Annotated in this window: 25 protein-coding genes; 12 read left to right on the top strand and 13 right to left on the bottom strand. The window is 56.1% G+C overall.

The window, feature by feature from the left end:
* Positions 1-43: 43 nt before the first annotated feature.
* The gene (gene greA / locus ACYVIS_RS07885) at positions 44-520 is read left to right on the top strand and encodes a transcription elongation factor GreA (protein WP_232744063.1); all 477 of its coding nucleotides are present in this window, start codon (positions 44-46) and stop codon (positions 518-520) included.
* 57 nt (positions 521-577) lie between these two features.
* Here greA and ACYVIS_RS07880 read toward each other — a convergent pair whose 3' ends face one another.
* Positions 578-1,156 (bottom strand): YhbY family RNA-binding protein, encoded by a 579-nt coding sequence (locus ACYVIS_RS07880; RefSeq protein WP_232744062.1) that lies wholly within the window; start codon positions 1,154-1,156, stop codon positions 578-580.
* Between the two features lie 17 nt (positions 1,157-1,173).
* On the opposite strand from ACYVIS_RS07880, the gene ACYVIS_RS07875 reads away from it, so the two are divergent.
* The 5 genes from ACYVIS_RS07875 (at position 1,174) to ACYVIS_RS07855 (ending at position 6,898) form a co-directional block, all read left to right on the top strand.
* Positions 1,174-1,809, top strand: a complete 636-nt coding sequence (locus tag ACYVIS_RS07875; RefSeq protein ID WP_232744061.1) for an RlmE family RNA methyltransferase — start codon at positions 1,174-1,176, stop codon at positions 1,807-1,809.
* A 115-nt stretch (positions 1,810-1,924) separates the two neighbouring features.
* A complete protein-coding gene (ftsH, locus tag ACYVIS_RS07870) occupies positions 1,925-3,826 on the top strand; it encodes an ATP-dependent zinc metalloprotease FtsH (protein WP_232744060.1) in 1,902 nt (633 codons plus the stop codon).
* Positions 3,827-3,843: 17 nt separating this feature from the next.
* Positions 3,844-4,686, top strand: coding sequence for a dihydropteroate synthase (folP, locus tag ACYVIS_RS07865; RefSeq protein ID WP_232744059.1), 843 nt, complete (start codon positions 3,844-3,846; stop codon positions 4,684-4,686).
* On the top strand, positions 4,683-6,029 hold the full coding sequence (gene glmM / locus ACYVIS_RS07860) for a phosphoglucosamine mutase (RefSeq protein WP_460873694.1): 1,347 nt from the start codon (positions 4,683-4,685) through the stop codon (positions 6,027-6,029). The genes folP and glmM overlap by 4 nt, the downstream gene beginning before the upstream one ends.
* Before the next feature lie 65 nt (positions 6,030-6,094).
* Positions 6,095-6,898 carry a GNAT family N-acetyltransferase gene (locus ACYVIS_RS07855; RefSeq protein ID WP_232744057.1) on the top strand — a complete coding sequence of 268 codons (804 nt, stop codon included), beginning with the start codon at positions 6,095-6,097 and terminating at the stop codon, positions 6,896-6,898.
* 17 nt (positions 6,899-6,915) lie between these two features.
* Here ACYVIS_RS07855 and ACYVIS_RS07850 read toward each other — a convergent pair whose 3' ends face one another.
* Positions 6,916-8,403 (bottom strand): Ppx/GppA phosphatase family protein, encoded by a 1,488-nt coding sequence (locus tag ACYVIS_RS07850; protein WP_232744056.1) that lies wholly within the window; start codon positions 8,401-8,403, stop codon positions 6,916-6,918.
* Between the two features lie 195 nt (positions 8,404-8,598).
* Between ACYVIS_RS07850 and ppk1 the strand changes: the two genes are divergently transcribed.
* From ppk1 to pstB, 5 genes are all read left to right on the top strand, one after another.
* Positions 8,599-10,671: a polyphosphate kinase 1 gene (ppk1, locus tag ACYVIS_RS07845; RefSeq protein WP_460873693.1), complete on the top strand. Its 2,073-nt coding sequence runs from the start codon at positions 8,599-8,601 to the stop codon at positions 10,669-10,671.
* 103 nt (positions 10,672-10,774) lie between these two features.
* Positions 10,775-11,818 carry a phosphate ABC transporter substrate-binding protein PstS gene (gene pstS / locus ACYVIS_RS07840; RefSeq protein ID WP_460873692.1) on the top strand — a complete coding sequence of 348 codons (1,044 nt, stop codon included), beginning with the start codon at positions 10,775-10,777 and terminating at the stop codon, positions 11,816-11,818.
* 165 nt (positions 11,819-11,983) lie between these two features.
* Complete coding sequence (pstC, locus tag ACYVIS_RS07835; protein ID WP_232744053.1) at positions 11,984-12,922, top strand: phosphate ABC transporter permease subunit PstC; 939 nt, start codon at positions 11,984-11,986, stop codon at positions 12,920-12,922.
* A 12-nt stretch (positions 12,923-12,934) separates the two neighbouring features.
* Positions 12,935-13,795: a phosphate ABC transporter permease PstA gene (gene pstA / locus ACYVIS_RS07830; RefSeq protein WP_232744052.1), complete on the top strand. Its 861-nt coding sequence runs from the start codon at positions 12,935-12,937 to the stop codon at positions 13,793-13,795.
* 39 nt (positions 13,796-13,834) lie between these two features.
* Positions 13,835-14,611, top strand: coding sequence for a phosphate ABC transporter ATP-binding protein PstB (pstB, locus tag ACYVIS_RS07825; RefSeq protein WP_232744051.1), 777 nt, complete (start codon positions 13,835-13,837; stop codon positions 14,609-14,611).
* Positions 14,612-14,692: 81 nt separating this feature from the next.
* Here the strand turns inward: pstB and ACYVIS_RS07820 are convergent, their stop codons facing one another.
* From ACYVIS_RS07820 to ACYVIS_RS07800, 5 genes are all read right to left on the bottom strand, one after another.
* Positions 14,693-15,103, bottom strand: a complete 411-nt coding sequence (locus ACYVIS_RS07820; RefSeq protein ID WP_460873691.1) for a DoxX family protein — start codon at positions 15,101-15,103, stop codon at positions 14,693-14,695.
* A gap of 79 nt (positions 15,104-15,182) precedes the next feature.
* Entirely contained in the window at positions 15,183-15,911 is a 729-nt protein-coding gene (locus tag ACYVIS_RS07815; RefSeq protein WP_460873690.1) for an amino acid ABC transporter ATP-binding protein, read from the bottom strand.
* A gap of 20 nt (positions 15,912-15,931) precedes the next feature.
* On the bottom strand, positions 15,932-16,723 hold the full coding sequence (locus tag ACYVIS_RS07810; RefSeq protein ID WP_460873689.1) for a transporter substrate-binding domain-containing protein: 792 nt from the start codon (positions 16,721-16,723) through the stop codon (positions 15,932-15,934).
* Positions 16,724-16,744: 21 nt separating this feature from the next.
* Entirely contained in the window at positions 16,745-17,380 is a 636-nt protein-coding gene (locus ACYVIS_RS07805) for an amino acid ABC transporter permease (RefSeq protein ID WP_460873688.1), read from the bottom strand.
* Between the two features lie 21 nt (positions 17,381-17,401).
* On the bottom strand, positions 17,402-18,085 hold the full coding sequence (locus ACYVIS_RS07800; protein WP_232744046.1) for an amino acid ABC transporter permease: 684 nt from the start codon (positions 18,083-18,085) through the stop codon (positions 17,402-17,404).
* Positions 18,086-18,404: 319 nt separating this feature from the next.
* Here ACYVIS_RS07800 and ACYVIS_RS07795 point away from each other — a divergent pair, with 319 nt between their 5' ends.
* Positions 18,405-19,343 (top strand): SMP-30/gluconolactonase/LRE family protein, encoded by a 939-nt coding sequence (locus ACYVIS_RS07795; RefSeq protein WP_232744045.1) that lies wholly within the window; start codon positions 18,405-18,407, stop codon positions 19,341-19,343.
* A 15-nt stretch (positions 19,344-19,358) separates the two neighbouring features.
* Here the strand turns inward: ACYVIS_RS07795 and ACYVIS_RS07790 are convergent, their stop codons facing one another.
* From ACYVIS_RS07790 to narJ, 6 genes are all read right to left on the bottom strand, one after another.
* Positions 19,359-20,093, bottom strand: coding sequence for a helix-turn-helix domain-containing protein (locus tag ACYVIS_RS07790; protein WP_232744044.1), 735 nt, complete (start codon positions 20,091-20,093; stop codon positions 19,359-19,361).
* Positions 20,094-20,323: 230 nt separating this feature from the next.
* A complete protein-coding gene (locus ACYVIS_RS07785; RefSeq protein WP_232744043.1) occupies positions 20,324-20,734 on the bottom strand; it encodes a ribonucleotide reductase subunit alpha in 411 nt (136 codons plus the stop codon).
* A complete protein-coding gene (locus ACYVIS_RS07780) occupies positions 20,734-22,032 on the bottom strand; it encodes an MFS transporter (protein ID WP_460873687.1) in 1,299 nt (432 codons plus the stop codon). Before ACYVIS_RS07780 ends, ACYVIS_RS07785 begins: the two co-directional genes overlap by 1 nt.
* 17 nt (positions 22,033-22,049) lie before the next feature.
* Entirely contained in the window at positions 22,050-22,844 is a 795-nt protein-coding gene (locus ACYVIS_RS07775; protein WP_460873686.1) for a peptidylprolyl isomerase, read from the bottom strand.
* Positions 22,845-22,859: 15 nt separating this feature from the next.
* Positions 22,860-23,546 carry a respiratory nitrate reductase subunit gamma gene (gene narI / locus ACYVIS_RS07770; protein WP_232744040.1) on the bottom strand — a complete coding sequence of 229 codons (687 nt, stop codon included), beginning with the start codon at positions 23,544-23,546 and terminating at the stop codon, positions 22,860-22,862.
* Between the two features lie 66 nt (positions 23,547-23,612).
* On the bottom strand, positions 23,613-24,299 hold the full coding sequence (gene narJ, locus ACYVIS_RS07765) for a nitrate reductase molybdenum cofactor assembly chaperone (RefSeq protein ID WP_232744039.1): 687 nt from the start codon (positions 24,297-24,299) through the stop codon (positions 23,613-23,615).

Below are 24,299 nucleotides of genomic sequence, written 5' to 3'. Positions count from 1 at the left end.
TCCTATGTGAGGAGCGTCTTTTTACTTTTTATTCAGGAAAATTATGTCTGCGATCCCGTTAACCGCTCGCGGCGCTGAGCGCTTGCAAGTAGAATTGCATCGTTTGAAAACTGTCGAGCGTCCCGAGGTTATTAATGCCATTGCCGAAGCGCGCGCGCAAGGCGACCTCTCCGAAAATGCCGAGTACGATGCCGCACGCGAACGCCAGGGCTTCGTCGAAGGCCGCATTCAAGAGCTCGAAAGCACCTTGTCCAATGCGCAAATCATCGATCCATCCGCGCTCGATGTAGAAGGCAAGGCGGTGTTCGGCGCTACCGTTGAAATCGAGGACCTCGCATCCGGCGAACGGGTGACCTATCAAATCGTGGGCGATGTCGAAGCCGATATCCGTTCCAACCTGATTTCCGTTTCCAGTCCGGTCGCGCGTGCCCTGATCGGCAAGGGTGAAGGCGATGTGGTCGAAGTCAAGGCGCCGGCCGGCATTCGTGAATACGAAGTTTTGGGGGTCAGCTACCTCTGATGCGGGGAAGGGCCGCTTTGTCGCGGCCATTGGCGCCTGGCGCTGCGATTGCCGCGTTTAGCGTTTGTCTCCGCGGCCGGCAGTTCGTCGCGCACCCGCGCGCAGCGACAAGGCGCTTCCGCTGCGGCGAGGGATGCCATGCGCGGGTTTGTCACCCGCTATGACCGCGGCGGCACGGCGCGCCCGTGGCGAGACTGTATTATTGTCGCGCTCTGCCTTTTTGGCGGCGCGTTCGGCTTTTTCGGTGCGGCGCGTACGTGTAACGCCCGATGCGGCCTGTTTCTTAGGGGTGTGTGGCTCTGACGGCTTGCGTCGCGCACGTGTGGCATTGACCGCGTCGGCCTGGGCGCGCATGGCTTCTACGTCGGGGCGGTAGATAATCAGGGTTTTGCCCAAATGGTGCACCGGGGCGCAAGACAAGGATTCGCAAATCGCCTCGAGCATGGTTTCGCGCGCGTCCCGCTCTTCTCCGCCGACACGCACCTTGATAAGATGATGGGCGCTCAGGTTGCGATCGATTTCTTTGAGTACGGATTCAGACAAACCCCGGTCTCCGATCAGGACGACGGGGCGCAGTGGGTGGGCGGCGGCGCGTAAGGCGCTACGCTCTTGAGATGATATGTCGAGTTTTGGCATAATGAGATTGTACGGGAATGGCCAAAAAAAAATTTTCAAAAGAATGGATACAACAACATATTAACGATCCTTACGTCAAAATGGCGCAACAAAAAGGATATCGGGCGCGGGCTGCCTTCAAATTGGCCGAAATTCTCGATACCGAAAAATTGATGCGCCGCGGTAATATCGTGGTTGATTTGGGCTCGGCGCCCGGAAGTTGGTCGCAGATAGCGCGTGAGCGCCTGCTCGGCGCGGGCGGAGTCATAGACGGCCGCATCATTGCGCTGGACCTGCTGCCCATGGAGCCCATAGCGGGAGTCGAGTTCATCCTGGGAGATTTCCGCGATGACGCGGTGCTGGACCAGCTAAAAAAACTGGTGGGCGACCAGCAAATCGATCTTGTAATCTCGGATATGGCCCCCAATCTATCTGGGGTAGGCTCGGCCGATTCGGCGCGAATCCAGCATGTTTGCGATCTTGCCCTCGAATTTGCCTGCCAGCATCTCAAACCGGACGGCGCTCTTATAGTCAAAGCGTTTCATGGCAGTGGCTTTTCCCAGATTGTGGAGTCGTTCAAACAGCATTTTCAACGGGTAGTCGAACGTAAACCCAAGGCATCACGCGATAAATCCTCGGAAACTTTTCTGGTTGCCCGCCGGCTCAAGTCCTGATGATTCCTAAACAAGATTTTTTCTATCGGGTTAGAATGAATCATTGACATACTTGTCTGGCTGCCGTAAGTGCGGGGGCGCTCGACAAGTCGAAGTTACACGTAGGAGGTTGGCTTTGAACAACTCGTTTTCCAAGGTGGCGATCTGGATGGTGATCGCTCTGGTGCTGTTTACGGTTTTTAAGCAGTTCGACGGGCGTGCCGCCTCTACCGAGACGGTCACCTATACTCAATTCATGAGCGACGCGCAAGCCGGGCGCATCAGCAAGGTCGACATCCAGGGCGATACGCTTTATGTGACTCCCGATGCCGGGCGTCCCTATAATCTGACCTCGCCGGGCGATCTCTGGATGGTACCGGAGCTGGTCAAATATGGCGTTCAGGTTTCGGGCAAAGCGCGCGAAGAGCCCTCGTTCCTGACCAGCCTGTTCATTTCCTGGTTCCCCATGCTGCTCCTGATCGGTGTATGGATATTCTTCATGCGCCAAATGCAGGGGGGAGGCAAGGGCGGTGCGTTCAGCTTTGGCAAATCGCGCGCGCGCATGCTCGATGAAAACACCAATAACATTACGTTTGCCGATGTCGCCGGGTGCGACGAGGCCAAAGAAGATGTGCAAGAGCTGGTCGATTTCCTGCGCGACCCGACCCGGTTCCAGCGCCTGGGCGGGCGTATTCCGCGTGGCGTGCTGATGGTGGGCTCGCCCGGTACGGGTAAGACCCTGCTGGCCAAAGCCATTGCCGGTGAAGCCAAGGTGCCGTTCTTCAGCATTTCGGGTTCGGATTTCGTTGAAATGTTCGTGGGCGTGGGCGCGGCCCGCGTGCGCGACATGTTCGAAAATGCCAAGAAGCAGTCTCCCTGCATTATTTTCATCGATGAAATCGATGCCGTGGGTCGCCAGCGCGGCGCCGGCCTGGGTGGTGGCAACGACGAACGCGAGCAAACGCTTAACCAGATGCTGGTCGAGATGGATGGCTTCGAGTCGGGGCAGGGCGTTATCGTGATTGCCGCTACCAACCGTCCCGATGTGCTCGATCCGGCGCTGTTGCGTCCGGGGCGTTTCGATCGTCAGGTGGTGGTGAACCTGCCCGATATCCGTGGGCGCGAGCAAATCCTGAAAGTGCATATGCGCAAGGTGCCTTTGGCGACCAACGTCGATGCGCTGGTTCTGGCACGCGGCACGCCTGGATTTTCGGGCGCCGATCTGGCCAATCTGGTCAATGAAGCGGCGCTGTTTGCCGCACGGCGCAGCGGCCGCACTGTCGACATGAGCGACTTCGAGAAAGCCAAAGACAAAATCATCATGGGCGCCGAACGCCGTTCCATCGTCATGCCCGAGGAAGAGCGTAAAAATACGGCTTATCACGAGTCCGGTCATGCGCTGGTGGCGCGTATGCTGCCCAAGACCGACCCGGTGCACAAGGTTACGATCATTCCGCGCGGCCGCGCCTTGGGCGTCACCATGCAATTGCCTGAAGGCGATCGCTACAGCATGGATAAAGAGCGTCTGCTCAATACCATTGCCGTATTGTTCGGCGGACGTATCGCCGAAGAAATTTTCATGCATCAAATGACTACCGGCGCCTCGAACGATTTCGAGCGGGCCACGGCGATTGCGCGCGACATCGTCACGCGTTACGGCATGACCGACTCTCTGGGGCCGGTCGTATACGCCGAGAACGAAGGCGAAGTATTCCTGGGACGCAGCGTAACCAAAACCACGCATGTCTCCGAGGCCACCATGCAAAAGGTGGATCACGAAATCCGTTCGATCATCGATGAGCAATATGCTGTTGCACGCAAGATCATCGAAGACAATCGCGACAAAATGGAAGCCATGACGGCTGCCTTGCTCGAATGGGAAACCATCGACGCCGATCAGATCAAAGACATCATGGAAGGCCGCCCTCCACGGCCGCCCAAGGTGCCGCAGGTACCCTCGGATACCTCCGACAATACACCGCCCACCGGCTTGTCGTCGGCAGGCGGCAGCAGCAGCGCGGCAGCCACCCCCGTCTAGAAGCGCTTCGCATTCCAATGGGCACAACGACGTGGCTGTGTGGGCGCTTCGAACTGCGGTTCGAGCGCCCATTGGTTATGGGAATCGTCAATGTCACCCGGGATTCCTTTTCCGACGGGGCCTTGTATTTTGAGACCGACGCCGCGATTGCCCATGCCCAGGCCCTGATTGCCGAAGGCGCCGATATCGTGGATATCGGCGCGGAGTCGACCCGCCCAGGCGCTGATGCCATCCCCGCGGACGAAGAGCTAAGACGGCTTTTGCCGGTGATTGAAGCCTTGCGCGACAGCGGTGTGCCTTTGTCTGTCGATACGTTCAAGCCGGAAGTCATGCGGGCCGTGCTGGGAGCCGGGGCCGACATCATCAATGATATCTATGGTTTTCGCCAACCTGGCGCCATCGACGCTGTAGCGCAGTCGCGCTGCGGCTTGTGCGTGATGCATATGCAGGGCGAGCCGCGCACTATGCAGCAGGCCCCTAAATATAATGATGTATTGCAGGACGTCAAACAATTCCTGCAGGAACGTCTGGATGCAATGCTGCGATGCGGAATACAGCCGCGGCGTATAGTCCTGGATCCTGGGTTCGGTTTCGGCAAAACCCACCCGCAAAATTATTTATTGCTGCAGCACCTCGCGCAGGTCCGGATTGCGGGCTACCCTTTGTTGCTGGGTTTGTCGCGCAAATCGATGATAGGCCATATTACCGGCCGCCCGGCCCCCGAGCGGGTGGCAGGCAGCCTCGCGGCCGCCCTGGCTGGCATTGCCCGTGGCGCCGAAATCGTGCGTGTGCACGATGTATCGGCAACGGTCGACGCCATCAAGGTGTGGCAGGCAATAGAACATGGAGTCTCTTTATGAGTCAACGCAAGTATTTTGGTACCGATGGTGTCCGTGGCGAGGTGGGAGGCCCCACCATCAATGCCGAGTTTGCCCTGCGCCTGGGCTACGCGGCCGGGCGTGTGCTGGCGCGGCAAAACCCCGGGCGCGGACGCCCGACCGTGCTTATCGGCAAAGACACGCGGATATCCGGCTACATGCTCGAGTCCGCGCTCGAGGCCGGGCTGTCCGCGGCGGGCATCGATGTGCTGCTGGCGGGCCCGATACCGACGCCTGCCGTGGCTTACCTGACGCGCACCTTGCGTCTGGTGGCGGGCATTGTCATCAGTGCGTCGCACAATCCGTATCAGGACAACGGCATCAAGTTTTTCTCGGCCCAGGGCATGAAGCTGCCCGACGATGTCGAAGAGCAGATCGAGGCCGCTATTGCCGAGCCTTTGGGCTGCGTGAGTTCCGAAGCCTTGGGCCGGGCCCGCCGCATCGATGATGCCGCGGGGCGCTATATCGAATTCTGCAAGAGCACCTTTCCCAACGAGCTTGATTTGTCGGGCTTGAAAATCGTGGTCGACGCCGCGCATGGCGCGGCCTACCATGTCGCCCCTCACGTATTTCGGGAGCTCGGCGCCGATGTTCACGCCATCGGGTGCCAGCCCGACGGCTTCAATATCAACGAAGGTGTGGGGGCTCTGCACCCCGAGCAGCTCATCGCCGAGGTGCAGGCCAAAGGCGCCGATATCGGGATTGCCCTGGATGGCGACGCGGACCGGCTGCAAATGGTCGATGGCTCCGGGCGGCTCTTCAATGGCGACGAGCTGCTGTACGCCATTGTCCGGGGCCGTATGGCCGCAGGCAAGGTCGATGGTGTCGTGGGTACACTGATGACCAACTTTGGCTTTGAAAAGCAGATGCAGGCCCTGGGAGTCGGTTTTGACCGAGCCAAGGTGGGCGATCGCTATGTGCTTGAAAGCATGCTCAATCGCGGCTGGCTATACGGCGGCGAGAGCTCCGGGCATCTTTTGTGTCTCGATTGCCACACAACGGGCGACGGCATTATTGCCGCGCTGCAGGTCCTGACCGGCATGCGGCGCAGTGGCGAAACCTTGGCCAGCCAGGTGGCTGAATTGAAAATGTATCCGCAAAAAATGGTCAATGTACCTTTGGCGCCCGGTATCAAATGGGAGTCTCATGCCGGACTCATGCGGGCCAAGTCGCAGGTTGAACAGCAATTGGGTGGGCGGGGCCGTGTGCTGATTCGCGCTTCGGGAACAGAGCCCAAGCTGCGTCTGATGGTTGAGGCCGAAGATGCCGCGCTGGCCGAGCAGGGCGTGCGGCAACTTGTTGCGGTAAATTTAACAAAGGGGTAACGTGGCTATCAAAAACCTGTAACATTTAACGTGCACAATCGTGAAATGTTGGCGGAGTGATCCCTATGTTAGAACTTGCACGAATACAATCCAACGCGATTCCTGGCGGGGCCTGGCCCAGTCTGCCGACCAGCGGCCTGGTCATGGGCCTGGCCCGTACCAACGAAGAGCTGGAGGCGATCCAGCGCTTGCGGTACAACGTATTCACCGAGGAAATGAATGCGGTTTTTCCCGATGCTGTCGATGGTCTCGATTGTGATCGCTTCGATCCCTGGTGCGAGCACCTTATGGTGAAGGAAATCGATTCGGGTCGAGTCGTGGGCACCTATCGCTTAATGACGGCGGCCAACGCCAGAAAAGCCGGAGGCTATTATTCCGAGTCGGAGTTCGATCTGAGCGGCCTGGGAACAATACGCGAGGACCTGGTCGAGGTAGGGCGTTCATGTACGCATGCCGATTATCGCAGTGGTTCGGTCATCATGCTGTTATGGTCGGGAGTCGCCAGGCTGGTCGACAGCATAGGCGCACGCTATGTGCTGGGGTGCGCCAGTGTGAGCCTGCGTGACGACGGCATCACGGCCGCCGAAGTATGGCGCGCCGCCCGCAAGGCCTTGCAAAGCAAGCCCGATTTGCCGATTGTGAAGCCGCGTTATCGTTATCCGACCGAACGGCTCGACAGCACATTGCCGGCTCGCGTGCCGCCTCTCATCAAGGGGTATCTGAAGCTGGGGGCAACCATTTGCGGTGAGCCGGCCTGGGACCCCGATTTCAACACGGCCGATTTCCCGGTGTTGCTCGACATGACATGCATGGACAGCCGGTACCGCCGCCATTTTGGCCTCGACGAAATAGTCGCTGTTGCGGCCTGAACGGCGTGGCCCTGGATTCAGGTTTCGTCCAGTTCGAACTTGAAGTCGCCCTTGTTCCATTCTGCCATTTCACCACGCAAGGTATAGGCGGACAACGCGTGGTCGGCGAGCCATGATTTTTGCACGCGGACGCGTATTGTATTGGCGCTGGCGTTGATGGCAAGAGGCAGGGTATTTGTGTCTTCACGCCGCCGCGACAACAGTACGGCCAGGCGCAAACACAGTAGCGTAAGCCATTGCGCCCGGCTAGACTCGTGTACACGCAGTTTGTTTATTTTTCCCTGATGGCCAAGCGCAAACCAGGCCAGCAATGCCTGCGCATCATTGGAAAATCCCGGCATGTCGGCATGCTCGAGTATGTAGGCGCTGTGCTTGTGGTAATCGGCGTGCGCAATCGATATGCCGATTTCGTGCAGGTCGGCGGCCCAGGACAAAGTACGTGCCAGGTCTTGTTTTTCGTCGTCGCCGAAGCCGATTTGCTCGAAAAAACTCAGGGCCAGTTTTTTTACGCGCGCCGCCTGGCTGGTGTCGACGTGATAGCGTTTGATGAACTGGAGTACGGTTTCATAGCGCTTGTCGTGCGGCGAATCGCGTCCGAGCAGGTCGTACAGAACGCCCATACGCAAAGCCCCGTCGCCGGGCATCATCAGCTTGATTTTCAGTTCATGGAAGGCAGCCAGCATGATGGCCAGTCCACTGGCCAGCACCGGTGCCCGGTCGGTCTTGAGCCCGGGTAGTGTGCCGACCACGACCCGGCCGTCGTGTATCAGCTTGGCCTTGAGCTTTTCCAGGCCGCCCAGCGTAATGCCTTTTTTCGACATGCCGCCTTCAGTCAGCACGGCGTAAAGGCCTTTGGCCGTTCCGGATGATCCGTACGCTTCCTGCCAGCCGGTTTTTCGGTAGAGCCTTGAAATAGCTTCGAGTTCGCGACGGGCAGCCAGCTGGGCCTGTTCCATTCTAGCCTCGGTAATGCGCCCATCGGGAAAAAAGTGTTGCCCGAAGCTCACACAGCCCATATATAGCGATGCCATGTGCAGCGGATCGTAGCCCCGGCCAATGATGACTTCGGTCGAGCCGCCGCCTATGTCGATAACCAGCCGCTTGTTGGTGGATGGCGGAAGTTCATTGGCCACGCCGGAAAAAATCAGGCGTGCTTCTTCCTGGCCCGCAATGACTTCAATGGGAAAGCCCAGAGCCGCTTCAGCGCGAGGCAGAATATCGCCCACGTTGCGCGCCACCCGGAATGTATTGGTGGCTACGGCCCGCACGCGGTTGGGGTGGAATCCCGAAATACGCTCGCCGAATCGCTTCAGCACCGTAATGGCGCGTTCTATGGCTTCCTGATCGAGTTTTTTGTCGGGGCCCAGGCCGGCAGCCAGGCGTACGGACTCTTTAAGCCGGTCGATGGCATAGATTTGTGCAATGCCGTCGTGCTGTACGACGCGGCCGATAGACAGTCGGAAGCTGTTTGAGCCGAGATCGACTGCAGCAAGTAATTGGTCCATTCTGGGGAATTTATAATGAATACTTCCAGATTATAAGGACCGAAACCACCAGTGTTGGGTCCGGGCCGCGATTATGAGTGAAAAGCACGGTTTTGCGTGGAGTTGGGCCGACGCTGTTGCATAATCTCTTAGAGTGTCACATAACTGTCAAAAAAATACTGTAAAAGATTCTGCCCCCCGTCTTATGGATACTGTATGTCTCTTTCTTTTCCCGAGTCGACGCTGCTGAATCGCGAACTGTCTTTGCTGAAGTTCAACGAGCGTGTATTGGCTATGGCTGAAAGCCGCGCTACTCCGCTGCTGGAACGGCTACGCTATCTATGCATAGTCAGTTCAAATCTGGACGAATTTTTTGAAATCCGCATTTCCAGCCTGAAAGAGCAGCAGTTGCAGAACTCGGGCCTGATCGGAGGAGATGGGCTAACCCCGAACGAGGCCTTCGAGCGCGTCCAGGTGGCGGCGCACAGTGTGATAGAACGGCAGAATGCGCTATTGATGACGCAGATCCTGCCCAAGCTTATGGCCGAAGGCATCGGATTGCTCGATCCTTCCTCCTGGACCGACGCTTTGCGCGAGTGGGCTCATGCCACTTTCAATCGGGATGTCATGCCGATGCTGACGCCCATAGGGCTCGATCCGGCCCATCCCTTTCCACGGGTTTATAACAAAAGCCTGAATTTCATCATTTCGCTGTCGGGACAGGATGCATTCGGCCGCCGCGCCTCGATCGCAATTGTCCAGGCGCCCCGCGCCTTGCCGCGATTGATCAAAGTACCCTCCGAGATTGCCGGCATCCCCAACGGATTCATGTTCCTCACCGCCCTGATCAGCGCCTTTGTGGGCGAGTTGTTTCCAGGGCTCGAGGTCAAGGGCTGCCACCAGTGGCGTGTGACACGCAACAGTGATTTGTTTGTCGACGAGGAAGAAATCACGAATTTGCGGCAAGCTCTGCAGGGCGAGCTATCGCAGCGTAATTTTGGCGCCGCGGTCAGGCTTGAAATCGATCATCTCATGCCGCCCGAACTGGCTTCTTTTCTTCAGCGCGAGTTTTCTCTGGAACCCCGGGACACGTATCGGGTCAGCGGCCCGGTCAATCTGTCGCGTTTGATGCATCTGTGCAACACGGTTGAACGCCCCGATCTGCTGTTTCCCGATTATCGGCCCAAAGTGCCCGCGCCGTTCGACGAAGTCCTGGACAAGCCCGACGAGCTGTTCGCGGCGATTGCCGAGCGTGACCGCCTGCTGCACCATCCCTATCAGTCTTTCCAGCCTGTGATCAGTTTTTTGACGGCCGCCGCGTTCGATCCGAACGTAGTCGCCATCAAGCAGACCATCTATCGTACCGGCGAAGATTCCGAGCTGATGCGCCTGCTGCTGACCGCGGCCAAGGCGGGCAAGGAAGTGACCGTGGTGGTCGAACTGATGGCGCGCTTCGACGAACAAACCAATATCAATTGGGCGGCAAAGCTCGAGGCGGTAGGGGCGCATGTCAGTTACGGGGTTGTAGCGCACAAGACTCACGCCAAAATGGTGCTTGTATTGAGGCGTGAAAAAGGCCTGATCAGGCGCTATGGCCATTTGGGCACAGGCAATTATCATCCGCGTACCAGCAAGCTTTACACTGATTTCGGCCTGCTGACGGCAAATCCCAAGATGTGCGAAGACATGGACAAGATTTTTTCGCTGCTGACGGGCTTGGGTGCGCGCCGTCCCCTGAAAATGCTGCTGCAGTCGCCCTTTACCCTGCATGAAACCATGGTGGCCATGATACGGGCCGAGGCCATTCAAGCCAAGGCGGGCCAAAAGGCGCGTGTCATGGCCAAAATGAATTCGCTGCTGGAACCCATCGTAATCGACGAGCTCTACAAGGCGAGCCAGGCAGGCGTCAAGATCGATCTGATCGTCCGCGGGGCGTGCGCCCTGCGCGCGGGTGTTCCCGGCCTGTCTGAAAATATTCAGGTAAGGTCCGTGATCGGGCGTTTTCTGGAGCATTCCAGAGTGTTTTATTTCTATAACCAGGGCGAAGAAAATGTGTATCTGGCTTCGGCCGACTGGATGGACCGGAATTTCTTCCGCCGCGTTGAAGTGGGTTTTCCCATTTTGGACAAAGCCCTCAAGAAACGTGTCATCAGCGAAGCGTTTACCTGCGCGCTACGGGACAACCAGCTGTCGTGGCGCGAGCAGCCGGATGGCAGTTATGTCAAGGTTAAAAGCCGTGGCGCGGCTTTTAATTTGCATAACCACCTGATGCAGACGCTTGGAACATGACGGTCATTTGAATTGTCACGAACGTGTCATATTTGAGGTTTAGCATTGCGTTTGTTCAGGTTATGCCTGTACTTATTGTTCATCAGTCCTAAAGGATCTCTTGATGTTTAAACGCGTTATATTGCAAATCTCGACCGGCATGGCTATTGGTGCAGCGGCACTGTCAGCTCATGCTGCGGACATTACCGGCGCAGGCGCGTCGTTCCCCTATCCCGTTTATGCCAAATGGGCGGCCGAATACAAAGAACAAACAGGTAACCGTGTCAATTACCAGTCCATCGGTTCCGGCGGCGGCCAGCAGCAGATCATTGCGAAAACAGTCGATTTCGGTGCGTCCGATGACCCGATGAAGGGCGATGCCCTGGACAAGAACGGCCTGTTTCAGTTCCCGGCCGTAATCGGCGGCACCGTGCCCGTTGTCAATGTCGATGGCATCAAGGCCGGCCAGCTCAAGCTGTCTGGCGCGGTTCTTGCCGACATCTTCCTGGGTAAAGTCGCCAAATGGGACGATGCCGCCATCAAGGCGCTGAACCCCGGCTTGGCGCTGCCAAGCAAGTCGATTATCGTGGTCCATCGTTCGGACGGTTCGGGCACGACTTTCGGCTGGACCAACTACCTGTCCAAGGTTTCACCTGCCTGGAAATCGCAGGTTGGCGAAGGCAAGGCCGTCAAGTGGCCTGTCGGTCAAGGCGGCAAGGGTAACGAAGGCGTTGCCGCGTATGTGCGTCAGTTGAAAGACTCGATCGGCTATGTCGAATATGCCTATGCCAAGCAAAACAATCTTGCCTGGACCCAGTTGCAAAACAAGGATGGCAAATTCGTGCAGCCTACTCAGCCTGCCTTTGCCGCAGCGGCCGCCAATGCCGACTGGAAGAGCGCGCCTGGAATGGGCGTGGTGCTGACCGACGAGCCCGGTGCGCAGTCCTGGCCTGTGACATCCGCCACGTTCATTCTGGTGCACAAGAAGCAGGACAAGCCGGAAGCAGCCAAACAAGTACTGGCCTTTTTCGACTGGGCCTTCAAAAAAGGCGGCAAATCGGCTGAAGCGCTCGACTATGTTCCTTTGCCTGACGCGGTAACCAGCCAGATTACCGCACTCTGGAAATCCGAGATCAAAGGCCCCGACGGCGCCCCGATCTGGAAATAAGCGTTAAATCAAGGGCTTGTGCGTTTTTGCAAGCCCTGGAGACGGTGCCGTCTGCATGGCACCGTCTTTGTTGTGTAAAAATGGCAGTGAATTTCTTTGTGATCCCCTCTAAAAACAGGAACCTCGCGTGCTTGCATTACTGAGTGTAATAAAGAACCGGCTGTCATGAAAAACCCCCAGAACGTTTTCATGGACACGCTGTTCAGAAACCTGACGCGCACTTTTGCTTTCCTGGTGTTTGCGCTGCTGGCGGCCATCATGGTGTCGCTGATCTATGGCAGCCGCGAATCCATCCTCGCCTACGGAATATCGTTCCTGTGGACCAACGATTGGGATCCCGTCCGCAATATCTATGGCGCCATGGTGCCGGTCGTGGGCACTTTGCTGACCTCGCTGATCGCCCTGGCCATAGCCGTTCCCATATCCTTCGGCATTGCCATGTTTCTGACCGAGTTGTCGCCTACCTGGCTGCGCAGGCCGTTGGGCACCGCAATTGAAATGCTTGCGGCGATACCTTCGATTATCTATGGCATGTGGGGGCTATTTGTTTTTGTGCCGGTTTTTCAGGAATACATACAGCCGCCCTTGATTGCGTTTTTTGAACCCATACCTGTATTGAACGAGCTGTTTGCCGGTCCTCCGTTCGGGATTGGGATTTTTACGGCGGGGCTTATCCTGTCGATCATGGTGATCCCGTTCATTACGGCGGTGATGCGCGATGTATTCGAAGTGGTTCCGCCCATGTTCAAGGAATCGGCATACGGCCTGGGCAGCACGACCTGGGAAGTCGTCTGGAAGGTGGTGCTGCCTTTCACTAAAAACGGCGTTATCGGCGGCATTATGCTGGGCTTGGGGCGTGCCCTGGGCGAAACCATGGCGGTGACCTTCGTGATCGGCAATGCATTCAACTTGCCAAGCTCTGTTTTCTCGCCGTCCAACTCGATCGCATCGGCTCTGGCCAATGAGTTTAACGAAGCGGGGGGTATGCAAAAATCCGCCTTGCTCGAACTGGGGCTTATTCTGTTCCTGATTACCACGGTGGTCCTGGCGTTGTCTAAAATGCTTTTGCTTCGTTTGTCCAAAAACGAAGGCACTTCGCATTAACCGGATACATTCATGTTCAATCCCGACTCGACCGTCAGCGTTTCCAATAAAGTATATAAGCGCCGTCACCGCTTCAATCGCCTTATGCTGACTTTGTCGCTGGCGACTCTGTTGTTTGGCCTGTTCTGGTTGTGCTGGATCATTCTTACCCTGATCTACAAGGGCGGCCCGGCTCTTTCCTATACTTTGTTCACGCAAAATACTCCACCGCCCGGTGCGAACGGAGGGCTGCTCAACGCCATTTTCGGCAGTGTGATGATGTCGGCGGTAGGTACCCTGATTGGTACGCCTATCGGGGTGCTGGCTGGCACTTACCTTGCCGAATACGGAAAACGCGGCTGGCTGGCGCCGGCTACGCGATTCCTGAACGATGTGTTGTTGTCGGCTCCGTCGATTATTATCGGCTTGTTCATTTATGCGATTTATGTGGCCCAGGTAGGCCATTATTCCGGCTGGGCAGGCGCATTCGCCTTGGCGATTCTGGTCATACCCGTGGTAGTGCGCTCTACCGACAATATGCTGATGCTGGTTCCCAATAGCTTGCGGGAAGCCGCTGCCGCGCTGGGGTGCCCGCAATGGCGCATTATTACCCTGATCTGCTACCGGGCAGCCCGTTCGGGCATCATGACGGGGGTGCTTCTGGCGATTGCCCGCATTTCGGGCGAAACCGCCCCCTTGCTGTTTACCGCCTTGAATAATCAATTCATGTCCGTGGACATGAATACCCCCATGGCCAACTTGCCGGTCGTGATTTTCCAGTATGCGGCGAGTCCGTTCGCCGACTGGAACAGATTGGCATGGGCCGGTGCTACGCTGATCACTTTGCTGGTGCTGGGCATCAATATCGCCGCGCGCTCTTTTTTCCGTAAATAAAATAGAACGAGGGCCAATGCCTTCGTGGCTGGACTGACTATGCAAACTTCCATACCCGCAGGACAAGTAAAAATCGATGTCAAGAACCTCAATTTTTATTATGGCAAGTTTCACGCCATACGCGACGTTAACCTGTCGATTCAGGAAAACAAGGTAACGGCTTTTATCGGGCCGTCGGGCTGTGGGAAATCGACGCTGCTGCGAACCTTCAACCGTATGTTCGAGCTGTATCCGGGGCAACGCGCCGAAGGCGAGATCAATCTTGATGGCGAGAATCTGCTGACGTCGAAAATGGACATCTCGCTGATACGGGCAAAAGTCGGTATGGTGTTTCAGAAGCCGACTCCATTCCCCATGAGCATCTACGACAACATTGCGTTTGGCGTGCGTTTATTCGAAAAACTCAGCAAAGGCGAAATGGACGAGCGTGTGGAATGGGCGCTTTCCAAGGCGGCTTTGTGGAATGAGGTCAAAGACAAGCTGAACCAAAGCGGCAACGGCCTGTCGGGCGGCCAGCAGCAGCGCCTGTGCATTGCCCGCGGAGTCGCCATCAAACCCGAAGTCCTGCTGCTTGATGAGCCGTGTTCGGCCCTCGACCCCATTTCCACCGCCAAGATCGAAGAGCTGATCGCCGAATTGAAATCGGACTACACGGTGGTCATTGTGACCCACAATATGCAGCAGGCCGCGCGCTGCTCCGACTACACCGCGTACATGTACCTGGGCGAACTCATGGAGTACGGCGAAACCGATCAAATCTTCGTCAAGCCTGCACGCAAAGAAACCGAAGATTACATTACCGGCCGATTTGGCTGAGGCCTGTATCGGCCTGGGTGGAAGCTGCTGCCGGCAAGAACCGGCAGCTTGCCCGGCCTGCGGGCGATTGCGTGGACCGTTTCAGTTCCAGGAGCCGCCTTTGCCGCCGACGCTGTAGCGGCCGGCGCCAAGCAGCAGGATAGCCACGCTGCCGAACAAATAGAAATACTGCAATTCGACTTGCGCGCCGCCGTTGTTGCTCAGGTGGAATAACTGTGCGCTGTGAACCAGGGCCAGCGCCACCACCATGTTGATCGCGGCGAGCAGGCCGCCCAGGCGAGTATATAGGCCCAGGATAATGAGGACGGGTGCAAGCACTTCACCCAGGTAGACCGCCCAGGCGAAGAATGCGGGCAGGCCGTGCGCCGTCGCCATGTTTGCGATGAAGCCAGTCCCGTGAAGTATTTTGGAAATGCCGTGCAGCAGCAACAGAATGCCCAGGGTCAGGCGCAGAACCAGCTTGCCAAGATCGTCGTGTGAGTTTGCGGACATAGAAGTAATACCCCGTGATAAAAATAAAATGCCGGTTTTTGGCAACTGGCCGACATTATAGGGGGAGTATGGCTGGTTTTTATAAACCGGTACCGACAAACGCCTGCAATTCCTTGGTCCCGGGCCGATCGAGAATCTCGGGGCCGCCTGTTTCCCAGACGAGCCCGTCCTTCATGTATATCACCCGGTCGGCCAGTTTGCGGGCAAAGCCCATTTCGTGGGTGACCAGGATCATGGTCATGCCGCCGGCGGCCAAGTCTTCTATGACCTTCAGGACTTCTCCTGTAAGCTGCGGGTCGAGCGCCGATGTGACTTCGTCGAACAGCATGACCTTCGGGGCCATCGCCAGCGAGCGGGCGATGGCCACCCGCTGTTGCTGCCCCCCCGATAGCTGCTCGGGGTAGCTATCCGCCTTTTCCACCAGGCCTACTTTATTCAGGACATTCAGTGCAATTTCCCTGGCTTCGTGCTTGGGCAATTTCTTGATGTGCCGCAAGGAAAGAACAATGTTTTTCTCGACGGTCAGGTGGGGAAACAGGTTGTAGCTTTGGAACACAATGCCCACGTCTCGCCGCAACTGCTTCAAATCGACGCCGTGCGCGCCGACATTGTGGCCGCAAACCTGGATATGCCCTCCATCGATTTTTTCCAGGTAGTCGATACACCGCAAAGCCGTACTCTTGCCCGAGCCGCTTTGACCGATGATGGCCACAACCTCGCCTTTCTGCACTTCAAAACTGATGCCTTTGAGCACGGCATTCGAGCCGAACTTCTTGTGGACATTGTCGAATTTAACTATAGCTGTCATGCCGGTTCTCTAGAGGGATTTCACGAGGCGCTTGTGATTTTTTCCGGCAGATCGACTCCGTTGTATTTTTTGTAGAACTGATTCAGCTTTCCATTTTTCAGATTTGTCTTGATCCAGCCGTTGATCCAGTTTTTAAGATCTGTGTCGCCTTTGCGCACTCCCACCCCAAAAGAGATTTCCTTCAAGGTGAATTTGCTTTCCAGATGCAGCGCCGGATTTTTTTCATTCATCAGCTTGACCATTGCCGGGTTTTGCGCAACCAATTTGACCTGCCCGCTGGTGACCGAAGTCAGGGTAGTGGCTTCGTCGTCGAACCTGACGATTTGCGCCGAAGGCGGTGCCACTTTGGTAACGGCAACGTCATTGGTAGTGCCACGGGTCGCGGCAATGCGTTTGCCGGCCAAGTCGGCGGGAGTATGAATGTTCATCGATACCGGGGCGGCAAGCACGTTCAGAACGGCTGCGTACGGCATCGAGAAATCAATGACCTGCTGACGTTCCGGCGTCACGGCCAGCGTTGAAATAACGATGTCGGCGCGCTTGCTGATCAGAAAGGGAATCCGGTTCGGCCCCGTGGTGGGTACGATTTCCAGTTTGACACCCAGATCCTGGGCCAGCAGTTGTGCCGTATTGACGTCATATCCTTCGGCTTCCAGGTTTGGCCCTTTGAAGCCGAATGGAGGATTGCCCAAGTCGATGGCTACTTTGATGACCTTATGGGCCTTGATATCCGACAAGGTATCCGCCTGGACGGCGCCGTGCGCCATAATGAATGCGGACAGCATGCCGATCATGAAGAGTTGCTTTTTCATTCCTGCTCCTGTGATGTTTAGCTATTTCTTTAGCTTGTCTTCCATTTTTTTGCTTAAAACGGAAAGGGGGAAACAAATGACAAAATACAGACAAGCAGCCAAGCCGAAATACAGGAATGGCTGAAAAGTGGAGTTGTTCAATATTTTCGAGTTGTAGGCCAATTCGGCGTAACCCACTACCAGCGACGCTATCGATGTATTCTTGACGAGCTGAACCATGAAGCCCACGGTAGGGGGTAAGGCAAGCTTGAATGCTTGTGGCAGCACGATCAGGAACAACCTCTGGGTTTTGTTGAAACCCAGGCATTCCGAGGCTTCCCATTGCTGCCTGGGCACCGCCTTGGTGCAGCCTTGCCATATTTCTCCAAAATATGAAGACGCATAAAACGTAAGCGCCACGGTGGCGGCAAGCAAGGGGCTTAGTGTGAGCCCGAACAGACTGGGCCCGTAAAAACTGATGCCCATCAGGACAAGCAATGGAATGCCTTGCAATACGGCAACATATATAGAGCCGGAAAAATGCACATATCTGTTTTTTGATATTTTCAGCAGACTGACGATAAAACCCAGCAGGCCGCCAAATAGGAAAGCCAACAGACTAAGGATGATGGTGCCTTTGAAGCCATCCAGCAAAAAGAGAAGTTGATGCGTATTCATGTCGGTTGGCGTGATGATCAGCTACAGCGGCGTGCCTAGTTTGCGTTGTCGTGGAAATATGAATTTGCCGAACAATACAAACAGGTAACGCACCAGGAAGGACAGGAGCAAATAGATCACGCCCAGTACCAGGAAAGCCTCGAAGTTTCGGAAGGTAAGGCTTTGAATCCTGGCGACCGCGCCAAACAGTTCATCCACGCCGACAGCCGACAATATGCTGGAGGCCAGCATCAATAATACATATTGGCTGATCAGAGACGGATAGACTCGTTCCATGGACGGAGCCAGTACAACGTAAAAAAATGTTTGGACTCTGTTGTGCCCTAGGCATTCCGCAGCTTCTATTTGGCCTTTGTGTATGGATTCGATACCGGCGCGCATGATTTCCGCCGTGTATGCACTGACGTTGATAACCAGGGCTATGGTGGCGCCTGCAAGTATGGGCAAATCGATATTGATGCTGGCCAGCCCGAAAATCAGAAAATAGGCCTGGATCAGTAATGGAGTATTGCGGATGATTTCTATATAGGCTATGGCTAGAAGGCGCCCGGGCCTGAACGTGCTGATCCGCATATAGGCCAATGCGGTGCCAACAATAAACCCCAGGACCGTTGCCAATGCCGTCAGCTTGACTGTGGTCCACAGTCCCTGCGCTATCAAGGGCCAGTATTGGAGAATAATTTCAAAATTGAACGTGTAATTCACGGTTCGGGCCGCTCCCGCAGAGTGCCAGCGGCCTTGGAAATTTCATTTAAAAGAAAAGGCATAAACTGCCGATAGAGGATTTCCGGCCTGATGATTGGTTCAAAATTGTGGGTACTCATGCGTACAACGCTGATCATGTGTTGGGTAAGTTATCGGACATGGTAGGTTGCGTGGCCGAGCAGGGTCAACTTAGCAATTACCCTGATATACTAATATATAAGTATTGGTTCAGCATTGATTTATTGGCGATTTTTCAGGCTGACCGTGATAGGATTCTTCAAGAACTCCAGTTAATATTTTTCATGCAAGGTGAAGAGCGATGTGGGAAGTAAGCCAGCGGTATCCCGATCCCAGGATTGAAATCTTCCACAGGAATTTCGAAAAATACCGCTTGTTCAGCGCCGCCGTTGAACAGCTGGCTACAGGAACGCGCTGGGGGGAAGGCCCTGTCTGGTTCGGTGACGGACGATACTTGCTGTGGAGCGACGTGCCCAATAGCAGAATCATGAAATGGGAAGAAAGCAGCGGCAGCGTGTCGGTGTATCGCGGGCCCAGCAATCATGCCAACGGCAATACACGTGATCGACAGGGAAGGCTGGTCACATGCGAACATGGCTCGCGTCGGGTCACCCGAACGGAATACGACGGGTCCATTACGGTTCTGGCCGATTCGTTTGACGGCAAGCCCCTTAATTCACCCAACGATATTGTCGTGAGTTCCGACGGAGCGGTCTGGTTTACCGATCCGCCGTTCGGTCTGCATAATTTTTACGAAGGCACTGTGGCAAAGCAGGAGCTTCCCGCCAATGTCTACCGCATCGACGGCGGCACAGGAAAGCTTTCTGTCGTGGCGTCCGATATCGAAGGCCCCAACGGCTTGTGTTTTTCGCCCGACGAAAAATTGCTATACATCGTGGCTTCGCGCGCGCGCCCCAATCGCCTGATCTACGCCTTCGATGTCACCGCCGATCTCCAGGGCATAACGAACAAGCGGACCCTGATCGATTGCGGGGCAGGTACTTCCGACGGCATCCGATGCGACGAAGACGGTAACTTGTGGTGCGGGTGGGGCATGGGGACCGAAGAGCTGGACGGTGTGCGGGTATTTGACAATACCGGCGCGCCGCTTGGGCATATACATCTTCCCGAGCGATGCGCCAACATCTGTTTTGGCGGGCAGCATAATAATCAGTTGTTCATGGCGGCCGGGAAAGCCTTGTACCGGCTGTTTGTCAATACTCGCGGGGCTATTCGATAGCGGGTGGCCAAAGTATCAACAGCCTACCGAAGTTGCGCCCGCAAGCTTTTGCAGTGCCTGCATATCAAGAAGCTGGACTTCGCGCTGATGGATGCGAATCAGGCCGTCGCGTCCAAAACGGGACAGCAGGCGGCTGACTGTTTCCAGTGTCAATCCCAGGTAGTTGCCCAGGTTTTCCCGGCTCATGCGCAAGAGAAATTCAGTCGACGAGTAGCCCAGGGCCGACAGGCGCTGGGACATGTTCAATAGAAATAAAGCTATGCGTTGCTCTGAACGCAAACCTCCCATGGACATGGCCATCTGCTGGGAGCGCTGGATTTCCTTGCTCATCAAACGCCTGAATTGTTGTTGCAAAACAGGCAGATGCTGAGCAAGCAGATCCATTTCGTCGAGGCGAATGACGCATACCTCGGTGTTTTCCATGGCGATGGCGTTTGACGGCTGCCGCATGTCGGCCAGGCCGTCCAGGCCAGTGATTTCCCCGGGCAATAGAAAACCGGTGATTTGAACCTGGCCGGATGCATCTTCAAGCTGGGTTTTGATTGATCCGGAACGTATGGCATAGACGGCTTCGACCTTATCGCCAAGGCGAAACAACGCAGTGGCTTTTTGCAGCTGGATCCGTTCCTTGATGAGTTGGTCGAGCGTGGTGCGCTGCTCATGCGACATGCCCAAGGGCAAGCACAGATCGCTCAGCATGCAAGTCGAGCAATGGGTCGCATCGGCCGTGACGGAAAAGGTCTTTCGCATACGTTTCTTACATTATCAGAAAATTTGTCTACCGCTTACCAGCGGTCGAATCGAAAGAATCGGCAACTTTTGATGGCATGACAGCATGCCCTGTCTCATCCACTACCTGGATGCAAGTGTAGCATTGACATCTTCCCTGTGCCTTTGTCGTTGTAATTCGTGGCATTCAAGGAGGGTCAGGGCACCTGTGCGAGGCGCCCGTTACCTGCGGGGAGCTATCGGCGGCCTATTCAGCTTGGGCCAAATAGCAGGGCTTGTCCGTGCGCATCAAATGGAATAAAGGCATCGGCGGCACCGGCCTTGATTGCTTCCACCATGCTGTTCAAAGCGGCTTCGACCTGCTCCGGGGTAGGCGGGACCCCGTTTTTGCCCGAAAGCGCCGCGGTGAAAACAATGGCCCACTCCGGCAGGAACTGGTGGGATTCCTCAAGCAGTCCGTTGAACTCGCCCAGTTCTTCCGGCGCCTTGTCGAGGCATATCAGGGGTATCAGCGCGCCCCCCGTTCCAGCTTCGAAGGCGGAACGTTGCTCCGGCGTACAGTCATCGGGCAGCTCCGTTTTAGTAAATACGAAAAGAAGCTTTTGCGGCTCTTTTTGCAACCGTGCCGCCTGCACCAGATCGTCGAAACTTGAAATTTCCATTAGGTATGTTCCTCCAACCTGGTGGCGATAAGGGCAGCGCGAGGCGGACGGCTTGGTTGAGCGTCACCGCTTCGCCCATCTAGCTGAGTATGCCTTACATTGGATTGATACAGCAGTATCAGCGATACCCAGACAATCCCATAAAGCAGCATGAAGCAACTGGAACGCACAGCGAACCAGTCGAGAATAATACCGAACAAAATGGGCAGCAAGAATCCACCTAGACCTCCCGCCAGGCCGACAATGCCTGTCACCACACCCATTTGTTCCGGGAAATCGTCGGCGACATACTTAAACGTGGACGCCATGCCGAACGCAAACACCACGCCTAGAATGAATAGCAGTGCGATGAACACCGGGACCCCAAGATGGATATGGAAGCTGCGCGGGCCGTTGATCGTGTTCACGATGAAAGAGGTGTCCGGATACGACAGCAGGAACAGGCATATCCATGCGACCCAAAGCCCCCACCAGGTGACTTTATGTGCGCCGAATCGATCGGCAAGGCTGCCTCCGACGGCTCGCAGTATCGAGCCTGGCAGTGAGAAGCCGGCAGCCAGGGCTGCCGCGGCCACGACCGAAATCCCGAATTCCCCCTTCAGATACTGCGGAATCCAAAGCGACAAGGCGGTGAAGCCGCCGAAGCAGATTGAATAATATTGACAGTACTTCCAGACTTTGGGATCTTTCAGAACCAAAAACTGTTTGGTCCATGGTCCGGTTGTGTTTTTCCGGACGCCGGGGTCGGCCATGGAGCCGAGCCAAAAAACGATGGCTGTCACGAGTAACGCGACCGCGTAGATCTTCGGCACTGTCCTCCAGCCGTAGGTGGCCTGCAGCGAGGGCGTGATGAAAAGATTCACGGCGGCGCCTACCGTTCCCGCGCCGAAAAAACCCATGGCGAAGCCTCGCCTTTCGGGTGGGAAGAAGCGGGCCACGTAGGGAGTTCCCACCGCGAACGATGCCCCCACGGCCCCCAGGCACAGTCCGATCGCAAGAAACTCCCACAACACCGTGGCATACGAGACCAGGTAAACCGGAACAGCGCAAAGAACCAGTAATAGCGTCATGACCAGGCGGCCGCCGAAACGATCCGTCCAGATGCCCAGCGGCAAACGCAAAAGGGCGCCGGTCAGAACCGGCATTGCGGTCAGTAGCCCGAATTCGGTGCTGTTCAACCCAAGCTCGGTTCGCAGTTCGATACCGATCACGCCGAACATCATCCACACCACGAAGCAAACCATAAATGCCAGCGTAGTGACGCATAAAACCAGCATCGGACTTTTTTGCGAGGCCATAAGCGCTCCAATGATTGTTACTGCAGCAGAGGCCCTGGCCGTACATCCAGCGTAATGCCGGTCACGTCGGCGCCGGACACCAGAAGCGTCAGGTATTGCTGAATCGATTTATGCCGCACGTGCTCTGAGAGATAGAGCCCGATTGACTCCCGCACACTTTCGTACGGAAGTGGGGTGCCTGGAATCCGGCGCTCCACCAGCACAATATGAAAACCGTAGCGTGAGTTGACCAGTCCGGGCAGCAAGCCGGTGCGTGTGGTGCCGAAAATCGCCGCCTCAAATTCGGGTACGCTTTCTCCTTGAGTCAACTGCCCCAGGTTTCCTCCTACCTGGCCCGAGGGGCAGTTCGATAAAGCCGCGGCGAGCGCTTCGAAGCGCTCGGGATATTGCATGAGTTCACGGTGTGCTTGCTCCGCGCGGGCACGAATTTTCGTCATTGTCGATTTCTTCGTCAAGGCGAAGAGAATGTGGCGGGCAAAGACCAGTTCAGGGCTGCTGAATTTCTGTGCGTTTGCGGTGTAGTAACGTCGGCATTCCTCGTCCGATGGGGTCGGAGTCGTGCAATCCATTTCCAGCAGATGGTCAATGGTGCGGTCGTCAAGTTCAGCGCCTTTTTGCAATATGCCGTTCTCGACGGCCTTTTGTGTCAATAGTTCGCGCACCACCAGCGCCAGGCGCGCCGCGTGGCTGGCGTCGGCCTTGTCCGCATGGCAAGCCAATTCGGTCACGATCGCGCCGGCATCGATCGTGACGCCATTGACGCTTAGTTCTATATTGTCAGCTGTTGATGTATCCATTGTGGTTGAGTGCATGGTCATGTTCTCGATTCAGCGCTTGCGCACGATTTGTTGGGGGCGAAACAGATAGCCAACAGTCGCCACGCCGCTCCATATGTGAACCAGGCGTGTAAATGGAGAGATCAGAAAGATCGTGAATCCGAGCGCGATGTGGGCTTTATAGACCAGCGGCACATGGGCGATAAGGCCGGCGACTCCGGGCTGGAACGTGACGATTCCCTTTACGTAGTCGCTAAGGATTTCGAACATGACGCCGTCCATATGGGCCAGCGATATTGGAACCGTAGCCAACCCCAGGGCGAGTTGCAGCCATAATATCGCGGCGACCAGAATATCCATGCGCGTGCTGTTGGTGCGGATTCGCGGATCCGATAGCCGGCGATAGAGCAAGACCGACAAGCCGATGATCGCCACGATTCCGGCGCTACCCCCCGCAGCCATCGCCACGAACTGATGTTGCGAAGCGTTCAGAAAGGGAGCAACCATCCAGTGCGGCGCGAGAAATCCAACGAAATGGCCGCCAATCACGATCAATACACCGACATGGAACAGCGTGCTGCCCAGGCGCAGCTGCCGGCGTCTTAGCAGTTGAGATGAATCACTTTTCCAGGTGTACTGTTCGCGGTCAAATCTGATCAGGCTGCTGGCCAGCCATATCGCAAGACAGATGTAAGGATACACACCGAACAAGAATGAATTAGTAAAAGCTTGATTCATGAGGCATTTCCAACAAGACTTTTGTTTTCGGAGGCCTGCGGCATGTACCAATGCCGTTGCTTTTCACTAGCGTGAAGGCCGTTTTTCATAAAACCGGATGGGCTGGGGCTGCGCTGAACCGGGGGCTTGCGCACCAAGAAAACTCACAGGCTCGTCTTCCCATTCGCGGTCCAGCGCAGGGCCATCGACCTCGCGGTTTGCATAGGCGTCGGCGACGGAGATGGCCGCGGCCAACGGCTTTTCACCGGCAAGTGGCAACAATGCGGCGACCGCGGCGAAATAAGGCGTATTGCGTTCGGCAAGCCGGGTCGCAATGGCCCGCACGATATCGGCGATTTCGCCCAGTAAGGCAGTGGCTTGTTCGAGTGTTTCTTGCGCCAGAAATTCCAGGAATACGGGTAAATAGTCCGGCAGTTCGGACTGGCCCAGGAATAGGCCTTTTGCTTCGTACATGGCGATCAAGTCGACCATGGCCTGCCCGCGATCGCGCGACTCGCCATGGACGTGTTCAAACAGATAGAGGGACGTAGCCTGGCCGCGGTCGAAGGTTTCCACATAATCTTCCTGCAGATCCATGAGTGGGCGTGTCGACAGCAGGTCGAGCAGATCGCTCAGGCTTGAGCGTGTGGCCGGCGTAAACGCTGGATGCTGGATCAGCACGGCGCGAATCTCGGCCAATTGGCCGACCAGCGACTGATCGGGATAATCCAGCAGCGCGCTCAACATGCTGAAAATGGCTTGATTGTCTTTCAT

The organism is Paralcaligenes ginsengisoli, from assembly GCF_054781135.1.
The sequence above is the reverse complement of the archived record's forward strand: the minus strand, read 5'-3'. Positions and strand labels throughout refer to the sequence as shown.

What these genes read in the sequence shown, in the direction of transcription:
- greA (WP_232744063.1), top strand. Translation starts at nt 44, where the DNA reads ATGTCTGCGATCCCGTTAACCGCTCGCGGCGCTGAGCGCTTGCAAGTA.
- ACYVIS_RS07880 (WP_232744062.1), bottom strand. Translation starts at nt 1,156, where the DNA reads ATGCCAAAACTCGACATATCATCTCAAGAGCGTAGCGCCTTACGCGCC.
- ACYVIS_RS07875 (WP_232744061.1), top strand. Translation starts at nt 1,174, where the DNA reads ATGGCCAAAAAAAAATTTTCAAAAGAATGGATACAACAACATATTAAC.
- folP (WP_232744059.1), top strand. Translation starts at nt 3,844, where the DNA reads ATGGGCACAACGACGTGGCTGTGTGGGCGCTTCGAACTGCGGTTCGAG.
- glmM (WP_460873694.1), top strand. Translation starts at nt 4,683, where the DNA reads ATGAGTCAACGCAAGTATTTTGGTACCGATGGTGTCCGTGGCGAGGTG.
- ACYVIS_RS07855 (WP_232744057.1), top strand. Translation starts at nt 6,095, where the DNA reads ATGTTAGAACTTGCACGAATACAATCCAACGCGATTCCTGGCGGGGCC.
- ACYVIS_RS07850 (WP_232744056.1), bottom strand. Translation starts at nt 8,403, where the DNA reads ATGGACCAATTACTTGCTGCAGTCGATCTCGGCTCAAACAGCTTCCGA.
- ppk1 (WP_460873693.1), top strand. Translation starts at nt 8,599, where the DNA reads ATGTCTCTTTCTTTTCCCGAGTCGACGCTGCTGAATCGCGAACTGTCT.
- pstS (WP_460873692.1), top strand. Translation starts at nt 10,775, where the DNA reads ATGTTTAAACGCGTTATATTGCAAATCTCGACCGGCATGGCTATTGGT.
- pstC (WP_232744053.1), top strand. Translation starts at nt 11,984, where the DNA reads ATGAAAAACCCCCAGAACGTTTTCATGGACACGCTGTTCAGAAACCTG.
- pstA (WP_232744052.1), top strand. Translation starts at nt 12,935, where the DNA reads ATGTTCAATCCCGACTCGACCGTCAGCGTTTCCAATAAAGTATATAAG.
- pstB (WP_232744051.1), top strand. Translation starts at nt 13,835, where the DNA reads ATGCAAACTTCCATACCCGCAGGACAAGTAAAAATCGATGTCAAGAAC.
- ACYVIS_RS07820 (WP_460873691.1), bottom strand. Translation starts at nt 15,103, where the DNA reads ATGTCCGCAAACTCACACGACGATCTTGGCAAGCTGGTTCTGCGCCTG.
- ACYVIS_RS07815 (WP_460873690.1), bottom strand. Translation starts at nt 15,911, where the DNA reads ATGACAGCTATAGTTAAATTCGACAATGTCCACAAGAAGTTCGGCTCG.
- ACYVIS_RS07810 (WP_460873689.1), bottom strand. Translation starts at nt 16,723, where the DNA reads ATGAAAAAGCAACTCTTCATGATCGGCATGCTGTCCGCATTCATTATG.
- ACYVIS_RS07805 (WP_460873688.1), bottom strand. Translation starts at nt 17,380, where the DNA reads ATGAATACGCATCAACTTCTCTTTTTGCTGGATGGCTTCAAAGGCACC.
- ACYVIS_RS07795 (WP_232744045.1), top strand. Translation starts at nt 18,405, where the DNA reads ATGTGGGAAGTAAGCCAGCGGTATCCCGATCCCAGGATTGAAATCTTC.
- ACYVIS_RS07790 (WP_232744044.1), bottom strand. Translation starts at nt 20,093, where the DNA reads ATGCGAAAGACCTTTTCCGTCACGGCCGATGCGACCCATTGCTCGACT.
- ACYVIS_RS07785 (WP_232744043.1), bottom strand. Translation starts at nt 20,734, where the DNA reads ATGGAAATTTCAAGTTTCGACGATCTGGTGCAGGCGGCACGGTTGCAA.
- ACYVIS_RS07780 (WP_460873687.1), bottom strand. Translation starts at nt 22,032, where the DNA reads ATGGCCTCGCAAAAAAGTCCGATGCTGGTTTTATGCGTCACTACGCTG.
- ACYVIS_RS07775 (WP_460873686.1), bottom strand. Translation starts at nt 22,844, where the DNA reads ATGCACTCAACCACAATGGATACATCAACAGCTGACAATATAGAACTA.
- narI (WP_232744040.1), bottom strand. Translation starts at nt 23,546, where the DNA reads ATGAATCAAGCTTTTACTAATTCATTCTTGTTCGGTGTGTATCCTTAC.
- narJ (WP_232744039.1), bottom strand. Translation starts at nt 24,299, where the DNA reads ATGAAAGACAATCAAGCCATTTTCAGCATGTTGAGCGCGCTGCTGGAT.